The 12,625-nt window shown below is 36.8% G+C and carries 10 protein-coding genes; 8 read left to right on the top strand and 2 right to left on the bottom strand.

The features are described from left to right. The first annotated feature begins 54 nt into the window (after positions 1-54). From purH to rodA, 6 genes are all read left to right on the top strand, one after another. Entirely contained in the window at positions 55-1,578 is a 1,524-nt protein-coding gene (gene purH / locus NHE85_RS08625) for a bifunctional phosphoribosylaminoimidazolecarboxamide formyltransferase/IMP cyclohydrolase (RefSeq protein ID WP_252811623.1), read from the top strand. A 61-nt stretch (positions 1,579-1,639) separates the two neighbouring features. Next, positions 1,640-2,668: a rod shape-determining protein gene (locus NHE85_RS08620; protein WP_252811622.1), complete on the top strand. Its 1,029-nt coding sequence runs from the start codon at positions 1,640-1,642 to the stop codon at positions 2,666-2,668. A gap of 13 nt (positions 2,669-2,681) precedes the next feature. Next, positions 2,682-3,512: a rod shape-determining protein MreC gene (gene mreC, locus NHE85_RS08615; protein WP_252811621.1), complete on the top strand. Its 831-nt coding sequence runs from the start codon at positions 2,682-2,684 to the stop codon at positions 3,510-3,512. Further along, the gene (locus tag NHE85_RS08610) at positions 3,505-4,011 is read left to right on the top strand and encodes a rod shape-determining protein MreD (protein ID WP_252811620.1); all 507 of its coding nucleotides are present in this window, start codon (positions 3,505-3,507) and stop codon (positions 4,009-4,011) included. The genes mreC and NHE85_RS08610 overlap by 8 nt, the downstream gene beginning before the upstream one ends. Continuing rightward, positions 4,008-5,879, top strand: a complete 1,872-nt coding sequence (gene mrdA, locus NHE85_RS08605; RefSeq protein ID WP_252811619.1) for a penicillin-binding protein 2 — start codon at positions 4,008-4,010, stop codon at positions 5,877-5,879. The genes NHE85_RS08610 and mrdA overlap by 4 nt, the downstream gene beginning before the upstream one ends. 18 nt (positions 5,880-5,897) lie before the next feature. Then, complete coding sequence (gene rodA / locus NHE85_RS08600) at positions 5,898-7,154, top strand: rod shape-determining protein RodA (RefSeq protein WP_252811618.1); 1,257 nt, start codon at positions 5,898-5,900, stop codon at positions 7,152-7,154. Positions 7,155-7,178: 24 nt separating this feature from the next. Here the strand turns inward: rodA and NHE85_RS08595 are convergent, their stop codons facing one another. Both NHE85_RS08595 and NHE85_RS08590 read right to left on the bottom strand, forming a co-directional pair. Next, positions 7,179-8,285, bottom strand: coding sequence for an ABC transporter permease (locus NHE85_RS08595; RefSeq protein ID WP_252811617.1), 1,107 nt, complete (start codon positions 8,283-8,285; stop codon positions 7,179-7,181). Between the two features lie 6 nt (positions 8,286-8,291). Further along, positions 8,292-10,493, bottom strand: a complete 2,202-nt coding sequence (locus tag NHE85_RS08590) for a carboxy terminal-processing peptidase (protein WP_252811616.1) — start codon at positions 10,491-10,493, stop codon at positions 8,292-8,294. A gap of 154 nt (positions 10,494-10,647) precedes the next feature. On the opposite strand from NHE85_RS08590, the gene surE reads away from it, so the two are divergent. Both surE and lpxB read left to right on the top strand, forming a co-directional pair. After that, positions 10,648-11,430 (top strand): 5'/3'-nucleotidase SurE, encoded by a 783-nt coding sequence (gene surE / locus NHE85_RS08585; RefSeq protein WP_252811615.1) that lies wholly within the window; start codon positions 10,648-10,650, stop codon positions 11,428-11,430. Positions 11,431-11,456: 26 nt separating this feature from the next. Continuing rightward, positions 11,457-12,569: a lipid-A-disaccharide synthase gene (gene lpxB / locus NHE85_RS08580; RefSeq protein WP_252811614.1), complete on the top strand. Its 1,113-nt coding sequence runs from the start codon at positions 11,457-11,459 to the stop codon at positions 12,567-12,569. Positions 12,570-12,625: the final 56 nt, after the last annotated feature.

The following is a 12,625-nucleotide window of genomic DNA, read 5'->3' as shown; positions in this document are numbered from 1 at the left end:
TTGAATGTTAACTATACAATACCTACTTTTGCATCTTTATTTATACACAAAAAAATGAGCATCAAAAAAATTTCATCGGCACTAATTTCAGTATTTGACAAAGAGGGTCTTGAGCCTATTGTAAAAAAACTGCACGAGCAGGGCGTAACGTTCTATTCTACAGGCGGTACAGAAGCTTTTATAAAAGACCTGGGGATACCGGTAGTACCAGTTGAAGATGTGACTTCTTACCCATCAATTCTTGGCGGAAGGGTTAAAACGCTTCACCCAAAAGTTTTTGGCGGAATTCTTAACCGTCAGGACAATGAAAGCGACGTACAGCAAATGGAGGAATACAACATTCCACAGATTGATGTAGTTATTGTTGACCTGTATCCATTTGAAAAAACTGTTGCTTCAGGCGCTTCTGAAGCTGATATTATAGAAAAAATAGACATAGGCGGGATTTCTCTCATCCGCGCAGCGGCAAAAAACTTTAAGGATACTGTAATTGTTGCATCGGTAAATGAATATGCTGATTTTCTTGAGGTAATTACAAAAAACAATGGTGGAACCACACTTGCAGAACGTAAATATTTTGCAACAAAAGCTTTCCATACATCATCTCACTACGATACTGCAATTTTTAACTACTTTAATGAAGATGAAACTTTCTACAAAGAAAGCGTTAGCAACGGACAAGTACTTCGTTATGGAGAAAACCCTCACCAAAAAGGATATTTCTTTGGAGATTTTGACAAAATGTTCACTAAACTTCATGGTAAAGAGCTTTCATACAACAACCTGCTTGATGTAGATGCTGCTGTAAACCTTATAAATGAATTTAAAAATGACGGTCCTACTTTTGCTATACTTAAACACAACAACGCTTGTGGTATAGCTACAAGAGACACTGTAAAACAGGCTTACCTTGATGCACTTGCGGGAGATCCTACCTCTGCATTCGGTGGTGTTCTTATTTCAAACGCAAAAATAGACAAGGCGGCAGCCGATGAAATAAACAGCCTTTTCTGCGAAGTAGTTATTGCTCCTGCTTATGATGATGATGCAGCTGCTGTGCTTCAGGAAAAGAAAAACAGAATTATACTTGTTCAAAATGAGGTTGAACTTCCTGCCAAACAGGTTCGTACCTGCCTTAACGGACTTTTAGTTCAGGATAAAGATAATATTACAGACAATAAAGAACACTTAACTACCGTTACTGTAACTTCACCTACTACTCAGGAAGTTGAAGATTTGCTTTTTGCTTCCAAAATTTGCAAGCATACAAAATCTAACACGATTGTATTTGCAAAAAACAAACAGCTATATGCATCGGGAACAGGACAGACTTCCCGCGTTGACGCCTTAAGGCAGGCTGTAGAAAAAGCAGTTTCTTTTAATTTCGACTTAAACGGCGCCGTAATGGCCAGCGATGCATTTTTCCCTTTCCCGGATTGTGTTGAGCTTGCTAAAAATGCCGGAATCACTGCGGTAATTCAGCCCGGTGGCTCAATAAAAGACGAACTTAGTATTAACTATTGCAACGAGAATAATGTTGCCATGGTATTTACCGGTACCCGTCATTTTAAACATTAATTTTCACTACTTTTGTAGGCCAAACATTTTTAAATACCAAACCTTAATACACTAAAACAGTATGGGATTTTTTGATTTCATGACCGAGGACATAGCCATCGACCTTGGTACCGCAAATACCCTTATCATTCATAACGATAAAGTTGTTATAGACAGCCCCTCGATAGTAGCACGCGACCGTGTGACAGGCAAAATAATTGCCGTAGGTAAAGAGGCTAATATGATGCAGGGTAAAACCCATGAAAACATAAAAACCATACGACCACTTAAAGATGGGGTTATTGCAGACTTTGATGCATCTGAAAAGATGATAAATATGTTTATAAAAAGTATACCTGCCTTAAAGAAAAAACTGTTTACCCCTGCTCTTCGCATGGTTATATGCATACCTTCAGGTATTACTGAGGTAGAGATGCGTGCGGTAAAAGAATCGGCTGAAAGAGTAAACGGTAAAGAAGTTTACCTTATACATGAGCCAATGGCTGCTGCAATAGGTATTGGTGTAGATATTATGCAGCCAAAAGGTAATATGATTGTAGATATAGGTGGCGGTACTACAGAAATTGCTGTGATTGCATTAGGAGGTATTGTTTGCGACAAATCGGTTAAAATTGCAGGAGACGTTTTTACTAACGATATTGTTTACTACATGCGTACCCAGCACAACCTTTTTGTAGGTGAAAGCACAGCAGAAAAAATTAAAATTACAATAGGAGCTGCAATAGAAGATCTTGAAACTCCTCCTGAAGATATGTCGGTACAGGGACGTGACCTGTTAACAGGTAAACCAAAACAGGTAGATGTTTCGTATCGTGAGATTGCAAAAGCCCTGGACAAATCAATACAGCGTATAGAAGATGCGGTAATGGAAACCTTATCGCAAACACCGCCTGAGCTTGCAGCAGATATTTATAATACTGGTATTTATCTTGCAGGTGGCGGATCGATGCTCAGAGGGCTGGACAAACGAATATCCCAAAAAACTGACCTGCCGGTATATATTGCAGAAGATCCGCTAAGAGCCGTTGTAAGAGGAACGGGGATGGCACTAAAAAACATACAAAAATTCAGAAGCATACTCATCAAATAAAGAAAGCTAATAGATGCAGCAAATATTTAACTTTATATTTAAAAACAGTATTTTACTACTGTTTTTGCTGCTTTTGGGCATTTCATTAACGCTCACTATACAATCGCATTCTTATCACAGAAGTAAAGCTGTAACGTCTGCAAATGCCATTTCAGGTTATGTATATAATCAGGTAAATAATGTAGAAGAATATCTTAGCCTCAAAGAGCAGAATGAGGCACTTGCAGGAGAAAATGCGCGCTTAAAACAAATACTCTTTAACACTCAGGATACAGCCAACAAGCCTCCTGTGCAATTACCTGAAGCTATGGGTAATTTTGCTGTAATACAATCTAAGGTAATCCGCAATTCTTACAGCGTACACGAAAATTATTTTACCATAAACAGTGGCCGCAATCAGGGTGTGAAACCTGATATGGGTGTTGTAAGCAGTCTTGGTGTTGTAGGTATAGTAGAAAATACTTCCGGTAATTACGCAACTGTTATAAGCATACTTAACCTTAAATTCAGGCTAGATGCCAAGATTAAGAAAAACAATCATTTTGGAACCCTTACCTGGGATGGAAAAAATACAGGTTTTGCCCAGCTTATAGATGTTCCCCGACTTGCAACAGTACAAAAAGGCGATACTATTGTTACAGGAGCAGAATCAAGAATATTTCCGGAAAATATACCAATTGGCACTATAGACAAGGTATATGTAGATAAAAAAACTAATTATTACACTCTTAATGTAAGGCTGTTTAATGATATGACAAGCCTAGGGCATGTGTACATTATTGAAAATAAAGACCGCGACGAGATAATTAAACTGGAAGAAGAAACAATAAAAACCAATGAGTAGTACTGTAATTGTAAACATATTCAGGTTTCTATTCCTGCTGCTATTGCAGGTAGTTATATTCAGCAGGCTGAATCTCTTTGGTTTTCTGAATCCTTATCCGTACATACTATTCATACTATTATATCCGGTAAATGGCAGTAAAGCCGGACTGCTTCTATCCTCTTTCTTTCTCGGGCTGGCGCTGGATATGTTTCTTAATTCCGGAGGTTCTCACGCAGTAGCCTGTGTAACACTGGCCTATTTAAGGCCAACATTCTTTAAGTTCTCATTTGGTATTAGTTATGAATACCAAACTGTAAAAATAAACGACAGGCTTTCGCCCGAAAGATTTTCATTTATACTAATTTCAGTTGTAACTCACCATTTAATTTTATACCTTTTGGAGGTATTTAAATTCAGCCTTATAATTGATGTGCTTATAAGGACTTTACTTACAACACTGTTTACACTTATACTTTGTATAATAATTATCTATTTAATTAAGCCGGGCAAACAATGAGAAAGATTTTACTGCCAACTGTTATTATTGTCGCAACCGTTATTATTGTGGCAAGGCTTTTTTATTTGCAAATTCTTGACGACTCATACATCAAGAAATCAGACAATAATGCAATAAAAATAAAATACGATTATCCGGAAAGAGGCTATATATATGATCGCAATGGCAAGCTTCTGGTTGCCAACCAGCCTTCATACGACATCATGGTTACGCCAAAAGAGATGAAAGATATTGACACCCTTGAAATATGCTCTCTTCTTGGTGTTACTAAAGAATATTTTATTGAAAGACTAAGAAAGGCCAATGTTTACAGCCCAAGGCTTCCCTCGGTATTTTTGCCTCAGCTCAATAAAAGGGAATTTGCTGCTTTTCAGGAAAAGATACGACGTTTTAAAGGATTTGATATTGTAAAACGTTCGTTACGTGATTATCAGGTAGATGTTGGCGCGAATATTTTTGGTTATATCCAACAGGTAAACGATGCCATAATTAAAAAAAATCCTTACTATAAAAGTGGCGACCTTATTGGAAAACAGGGCGTTGAGGAAATGTATGAAGAAGTTTTACGCGGTGTTAAAGGTGTAAAATACATTCAGAAAGACAGATTTAACAGAGAAATAGGATCTTTTAAAGAAGGTATTTATGATACTATTGCCGTTCAGGGGGAAGATATAACTCTCACCATTGATTCTGAACTTCAAAAGTATGGCGAAGCCCTTATGTTTGAAAAACGTGGCGGAATAGTAGCCATAGAACCTAAAACCGGAGAAATTCTGGCATTGGTTACAGCGCCATCCTATGATCCTGCCATTCTTGTAGGCCGTGAGCGATCTAAAAATTATACACAAATGTATAATGACACTATTGCTATGCCTTTATATGACCGTGGATTATTAGCTGAGTATCCTCCAGGATCACCATTTAAAATACTTACCGGGCTTGTAGGTTTACAGGAAGAAGTTATAGACGTTAATACAACATTTATGTGCCACCATGGTTTTTCTTATGGGCGTGGTGCATTTATGAAATGTCACGGTTTTGGCCCTCATCAATTAAATAATGGTATTTACAATTCATGTAATACTTATTTTGCCAATGTATTTAAGCTTACAATAGATAAATATCCTAAACCGCAATATGGTGTAGATGCCTGGGCAAACCATCTTAAAAGTTTTGGACTTGGCGACTTTTTAGGTTACGACTTGCCTCCTGGAAGGCCTGGCAGAGTGCCAACATCTAAATTTTACAAACGTTTTTACCCTAATGGCGGCTGGAGAAGCTCCACTATAATTTCAAACTCAATTGGCCAGGGAGAGGTAGCAATGACACCCATACAGCTTGCAAACATGATGGCTACCGTAGCTAATGAAGGCTGGTTTTATACACCCCACGTAATTAAAAAAATTAAAGGCCATAATAGTATTGATAAAAAGTTTACAACAAAACACTATACTACAATTGACAAACAACATTTCAAACCTGTTATAGATGGATTATATGACGTGTATAATTATGGTACTGCAAGTCATTTAAAAGTTGAAGGTATAGAAATTTGTGGTAAAACGGGTACTGCAGAAAATTTTACAAAAATAAACGGTGTAAAAACACAGCTTACAGACCACTCTATATTTGTTGCTTTTGCACCAAGAAATGATCCGAAAATTGCTATCGCAGTATTTGTGGAAAATGGTTATTGGGGTGCGCGCTGGGCAGGACCTATTGCCAGTCTTATGATTGAAAAATACATAAAAGGTGAAGTGACGCAAAAAGCACGCGAAGAAAGAATGATGACAAAAGGACTTCAGTATGAATATAACAAACCTATAAGCGGTCAGCCTTTTAAGATTAACGAAAATTATATACCCTAAAACGTTCGTTATCCGGTAATGAAGAATCAAAGCGTAGCTAACAATATCGACTGGATTACCATTCTGCTATATATACTATTAGTGGGGGCCGGCTGGATGACTATTTATTCCGCTTCACTGCCTAATGAAACTACATCGATATTTGATATTGGGCAGATATATGGTAAGCAGATAATGTTTATAGCACTGAGTATTCCTCTAATTATAGTATTGCTTACTATAGATGCAAAAATATATGACAAATACGCTTTTATCTTTTATGGTTTGGGCATTGTTCTGCTTGCAGGACTTTTTGTTGCAGGTAAAACCATTAAAGGCCAGACCAACTGGTATTCGTTTGGGGGCTTTAGCTTACAACCATCAGAATTTGCAAAAATAGGTACTGCACTTGCGCTTTCTAAATTTTTAAGTGATGTACAGATAAATCTTAAAAACACGAACCATCAGCTTATAGCGTTTGCTATTTTAGGCCTTCCTGTTTTACTTATAATGATGCAGCCCGATGCAGGGAGCGCAATGATATTTGCAGCACTTGCATTGGTACTATACAGGGAAGGTTTACCTGGATGGTACTTAGCCACCGGTGCAATAGCTATTGTACTTTTCCTTTTAGCATTATTGGTAAAACCGCTTTTTATAGTACTATTTGCTTTAATTATTATATTAATTCATTTTTTCCTCACGCGTAGAGCTCATAGAAATCCTATACTTTCAACTTTGGTTCTGGTAGCGATAGCAGGCTTTGTCTATTCGGTGGATTTTGTATATGAAAATGTACTGGAAGAACATCAGAAAGACCGTATAAATGTATTGTTCAACAAAGATGTGAATCAGCAGGCAGAAGGTTATAACCTTAACCAGAGTATGATTGCCATTGGCTCGGGTGGCTGGTTCGGTAAAGGTTACCTTGAAGGTACACAAACTAAAGGGGGATTTGTACCTGAACAGCATACGGATTACATTTTTACTACGGTTGGCGAAGAATGGGGTTTTGTAGGCGCCTGTGTAGTTATAGCCTTATTTGTAACTTTATTACTCAGGATAATTTATTTGGCAGAACGTCAAAAGTCTAAATTAAGCAGAACCTACGGCTATTGTGTAGCTGCAATATTATTTATGCATTTTTTTGTAAATATTACAATGCTCATTAAACTATTCCCAACTATAGGTGTTCCCCTCCCATTCTTTTCCTATGGAGGATCAAGCCTTTGGGCATTTACCATTTTACTATTTATATTTATTAAAATGGATGCTAATAAAGTAAATGAGTGGTAGTAAATCGGAGTTTTAATTATAAAATTACTCACTCTTTACATCCAGTGCATCTCTTAATGCGTTACCCATCATCATAAAGGCAAGCACCAGCAACAACATTGCAATACCCGGAGCCATAGCAAGATAAGGTTTCCCGAGAATAATATAATTGTAGTGATCTTTAATCATACCCCCCCAGCTTGGTATTGGCGGCTGTGCCCCAAGGCCTAAAAAGCTAAGTCCGCTTTCTACTAATATTGCCGAAGCGAAATTAGCTGCTGAAATAACAATTACAGGTGCCATACTGTTAGGCAATATATGATTGAAAATGATCCTGCTGTTTTTATATCCCAAAGCACGCGCAGCAGTAACAAACTGACTTTGCTTAAGGCTTATTACCTGCCCCCTGACAACTCTTGCTACTTCAACCCACATAGTTAATCCCACAGCAACAAAAACCTGCCAGAAGCCTTTACCTAAAGCCAGCGTTATGGCTATTACCAATAGTAATGTAGGTATAGACCATATAATATTAACCAGCCACATTACAAAAGCATCTACTTTTCCTCCATAATAGCCTGCAATAGCTCCAAAAAAGATTCCTACAATTAAAGAAATAAATACTGCTACAAAACCAATTGCTATGGATACTCTTGAGCCAATTATAAGACGGCTTAGCATATCACGCCCCTGACTATCGGTACCGAGAATAAATGTTTGTTCACTAATATAATTTTCCTGAATTTCCTTTGACGTACTATTTTTACCAAATGCAGACAACGGAATTGTTTTTGTTACCGCGAAAGACGGTTCATCGGTATATTCGTAATAGGTAAGGCTATCAGCAGTTACAGTATATTTGAGTATTGGTATTTTTGCAGAAACTGAAGTTTTACCAACAAAATAATCTGAAAAACTACTATCATTATGCTTAGCGGGCAACGTAAGCATTTTAACTGTAAATCCGGGCGATTTAGAATGTATTGACAGATCTCCCCAATTGGCATTGCGGGTTTTATCGGGCGAAAGCACATAAGCAAAAATCGCTATGAAAACTAAAATTACAATAAATACAAAACTTAAAACGCCCCAAAAATTCTTTTTGAATTTCCGGAGCGCTAAGCCTGTAAGCGAATGATTGGTTTTATCCATCAGGGCTTATCTTGTTTTAACCATTTTTTCTTTTTTGTTAACCGTAACAGCATTGCCTTTAGCTGTTTTAGGCTGCATATCATCCAGCACATTTAGTGCTTCTTCTACATAAATATCTTTAGACAGACTTTCAAACCATCTTTCCTTTTTCTCTGCCAGTTCCGGCTCTTTAGCAAAAATTGCTTTTTCATAGGAAAGGGCGTCAAATTTAAGATTATTTTTATAATCGTTAAGCGCTTTAAATTTCTTAGCTGCCGCTTCAGTTTTTTCAACCTCAGCTTTAAACTTATCTATATTAAGGCTATAAGTTGTATTGTCTTTTTTCTCATTAACCCATTTGGCATTTTCGTCCATTAATTTAAATTGCGGATTATTTGCCATTCTGCTTTTACTATTGGCTATAACACTCTGAAAATTATTTTTTATAGGTTTATATTGTGCAGGTTCAATTTTATCCCATGGCATGGCATTGTCCTGATCGCGTTCTCCCATATCTATATAAGAATATCTGTCCGGCATAACAATATCACTTTCTACACCTTCTCTTTGTGTTGAACCACCATTAATTCTGTAGAATTTTTGTGTAGTCGTTTTAAGAGCCCCAAGATCGCCCATTGAATTATTCCTTACAAATTGGTTAAGATCTATAAGATTCTGAACAGTACCTTTACCATAAGTGTGTTTACTACCCATAATAACTCCTCTGTGGTAATCCTGAATTGCAGCAGCAAATATCTCTGAAGCCGAAGCCGAAAAGTTATTAACCAATACTACCAGCGGACCATCCCAAAGAACTGACGAATCACTATCAGATAAGACTTCCTGTTGTTTACCCGCAGATTTAACCTGAACAACCGGTCCCTGAGGAATAAATAATCCTGTAATATCAACAACGGTTTTAAGTGAACCTCCACCATTATCCCTAAGGTCCATGATTATACCATCTACATGTTGCTCTTTAAGTCTTTTCACTTCAATTGCAACATCTTTTGCAGCATCACGGCTATCTTTATTTTCAAAGTCAATATAAAACTTAGGAAGATTTATTATGCCATACGTTTTGCCGTCTTTCTTAACAACACTTGATTTTGCATAGGTCTCCTCGATCTCTACTACCTCTCTTATTATTGAAATAACTTTTATAGTACCATCCACTTTTTTTACTGTAAGCCTTACTTCAGTTCCTTTAGGACCTTTAATTTTCTTAACAGTATCATCAAGGCGTAAACCTGCAATATCAACAGGGTCTTCTTTGCCCTGTGCTACCTTCATTATAATATCGCCCTGCTCAAGCTCTTTACCTCTCCATGCCGGGCCACCTATTATAAGTTCAGATATTTCCACATAATCGCCTTTCTTTTGCAGCCTTGCGCCAATACCTTCAAGAGAACCTCTCATACTGGTATCAAACTTATCTTTATCATCAGGCGCAAAATAAAAAGTATGCGGATCAAAACGTTCTGCTATGGCATTAAGATAAATGCTGAACCATTCATCACGGTCAAGATCATCTATAATTCCAAAATAGTCGTTAAGTGATTTTAGTGTAGATTCGCGTGCTTCTTTTTCAAGTTCTTCAAAAGTTTTTTTCTTAACTTCTTCAGTCTCTGTTTTACCTTCTTCGCCCTTAGCTTTATCTGCAGGGGTTTCCTGGATTTTTTGCTTATCTGTAATTGTAGAAAGCACAGAAAGTTTAAGTTGCTTTTCCCATCGGTTTCTCAGCTCATCATCATTTTTAGGATAAGGCATCTTTTCATAATCAACATTAAAATCTTCGTTTATTTTAAAATCAAACGGCTGCGCAAGAATTTCTTTGTAAAAGCCTTCAGATTCTTTTATCCTTTTTTTCAATCTTGCGTAAGTAAGATCAAAGAAACTAAGATCTTTATTATTGATCATGTCATCAATCTGGGTTTCATATTTTGAAAACTCATCAATATCAGACTGTATAAAAAATCTTTTAGAAGGGTCTAAAGACTCCAGATAGCTTTTATAAACCCCTTTTGAGAAAGTATCATCTATTTTAGCCGGATCATAATGCCCCTTTTCTATAACAAATGTCATTAATTCTAAAAGCAATCTGTCTTTATCCGGATCATTCTTAACAATATCCTGTTTGGGTATAAAACTCCAAAGCGCAACTGCCAGTAAGGCAACAAACGCTAATATCTTATAATTTCTTTTCATATAGCTTAAAATGGCATTCATTTAAATAATCGTATAGTCTATTACATTAAAAAGCGTGCCAAAATGCATTGTTTTAAAATTTTTATCTCCAATAACCGTAAATGGGGGCGACACCTTAAAATTGCTTAATTTAGCAAACGTAAAAGTACAATACTTATTTTGATTTTTCTATACAATGAAGAAAAAACCCTTAATACTCGTTACTAATGATGACGGAATTTCGGCACCTGGTATTAGGGCGCTTATAGATGTTATGAAGCAAATTGGAGAAGTAGTTGTTGTGGCTCCAGATAGTCCGCAATCTGCCACAGGACATGCTATCACAATAAATAACACCCTATCAATAAACAAGATAGATATTGACCCTGATGTAAAACTGGAATACAGTTGCAGCGGCACTCCTGTAGACTGTGTTAAATTTGCTGTGAGCGAAATACTGAAACATAAACCCGACCTATGCGTTTCCGGAATAAATCATGGTTCCAATTCGTCTATTAATGTTATTTATTCGGGCACCATGAGTGCTGCAGTAGAAGCAGGAATAGAGGGCATACCGGCAATTGGCTTTTCACTTCTTGATTATAACTGGAATGCGGATTTTGAACAGGTAAAGGCTTATGTAAAGAAAATTACCGAAGAAGTTTTGCAAAACGGTCTTCCTGAAGGCGTGATATTAAATGTAAATTTCCCTAAACTAAAAGAAAAGGAAATTAAGGGTATTAAAGTATGTCGTCAGGCAAAAGCTATATGGGAGGAGCGTTTTGATAAACGCCAGACCCCTATGGGCAAAGATTATTACTGGCTTACAGGAGAATTCATTAATCTTGATAAAGGAGAAGATACTGACGAATGGGCTCTGGAACACGGTTATATATCTGTTGTACCTGTACAATTTGATCTTACAGCGCACCATGCTATTCAGACATTAAACGGCTGGAAACTGAATACTACAAAATAATTAACTTTGCCATACAAATAAAAGGCATGAAATACTATATTATAGCAGGCGAGGCATCAGGTGACCTGCACGGAGCTAATCTAATGAAAGAGCTTTTAAAGGAGGATCCTGAAGCTGAGATACGTTTTTGGGGCGGCGACCTTATGCAGGGAGTTGGCGGTACATTAGTGAAACATTATCGTGACCTGGCTTTCATGGGATTTGCAGAAGTAGTGCAAAATTTAAAAACCATATTAAATAATATAAAGTTCTGTAAGCAGGATATAGCCGCTTTCAGTCCTGATGTAATTATATTTATAGATTACCCGGGATTTAATATGCGTATTGCCAAGTGGGCTAAAGAACAAGGCATTAAAACCCACTACTATATTTCACCACAAATATGGGCATGGAAAGAGAACCGCATTAAAGCCATAAAGCGCGATGTAGATCATATGTATATTATCCTACCTTTTGAAAAAGATTTCTATGAGAAAAAACATAATTTCCCGGTTGAATTTGTAGGACACCCGTTAGTTGATGCAATACACAACCGAAAATCTACCAATGAGGCTGAATTTCGTAAAGAACACGATCTTGACAACAGACCGGTTATAGCACTTTTACCCGGCAGCAGAAAACAGGAAATTGCCAAAATGCTTACAAGAATGCTTTCGGTAGTACATGATTTTCCGGATTATCAATTTGTAATTGCAGGAGCACCATCTCAGGAATATTCATTTTACCAGCAGTTTTTAGGGAAAAGCAATGTGAAATTTATTTCTAACAGAACGTATGACCTTTTAAGTATTGCATATGCAGCCTTAGTTACTTCAGGTACAGCCACACTGGAAACCGCTTTATTTAAAGTGCCTGAAGTAGTATGTTACAAGGGAAACTGGATATCTTATCAAATAGCTAAAAGAATTATAACACTTAAGTATATTTCTTTGGTAAATCTTATATTGGATAAAGAAATTGTTAAAGAATTGATTCAGGATGATTTTAACACCAAAAATATAAAGGTAGAATTACAAAAAATATTAACACCTGAATATCGTGAAAAGCTACGGAAAGACTATGATTTACTGGAAGAAAAATTAGGAGGCGGTGGTGCAAGCCAAAAAACAGCCGGATTAATTATTGAACATTTAACATAGATTCTAAAAATTTTGATAAAATTATTTTTCTATATTTGTAAAAACACGATTTGAAT

This window comes from Flavobacterium sp. NRK1 (genome assembly GCF_024054175.1).
In the GTDB taxonomy this organism is placed as follows: domain Bacteria; phylum Bacteroidota; class Bacteroidia; order Flavobacteriales; family Flavobacteriaceae; genus Flavobacterium.
Note: the sequence above shows the minus strand (reverse complement) of the source record. Positions and strands in the feature narration are given on the sequence as shown.

Excerpts from the sequence above, each read along its gene's own strand:
- NHE85_RS08590 (WP_252811616.1), bottom strand. The coding sequence starts at position 10,493 with ATGAATGCCATTTTAAGCTATATGAAAAGAAATTATAAGATATTAGCG.
- rodA (WP_252811618.1), top strand. The coding sequence starts at position 5,898 with ATGAAGAATCAAAGCGTAGCTAACAATATCGACTGGATTACCATTCTG.
- NHE85_RS08620 (WP_252811622.1), top strand. The coding sequence starts at position 1,640 with ATGGGATTTTTTGATTTCATGACCGAGGACATAGCCATCGACCTTGGT.
- NHE85_RS08610 (WP_252811620.1), top strand. The coding sequence starts at position 3,505 with ATGAGTAGTACTGTAATTGTAAACATATTCAGGTTTCTATTCCTGCTG.
- purH (WP_252811623.1), top strand. The coding sequence starts at position 55 with ATGAGCATCAAAAAAATTTCATCGGCACTAATTTCAGTATTTGACAAA.
- surE (WP_252811615.1), top strand. The coding sequence starts at position 10,648 with ATGAAGAAAAAACCCTTAATACTCGTTACTAATGATGACGGAATTTCG.
- mreC (WP_252811621.1), top strand. The coding sequence starts at position 2,682 with ATGCAGCAAATATTTAACTTTATATTTAAAAACAGTATTTTACTACTG.
- lpxB (WP_252811614.1), top strand. The coding sequence starts at position 11,457 with ATGAAATACTATATTATAGCAGGCGAGGCATCAGGTGACCTGCACGGA.
- mrdA (WP_252811619.1), top strand. The coding sequence starts at position 4,008 with ATGAGAAAGATTTTACTGCCAACTGTTATTATTGTCGCAACCGTTATT.
- NHE85_RS08595 (WP_252811617.1), bottom strand. The coding sequence starts at position 8,285 with ATGGATAAAACCAATCATTCGCTTACAGGCTTAGCGCTCCGGAAATTC.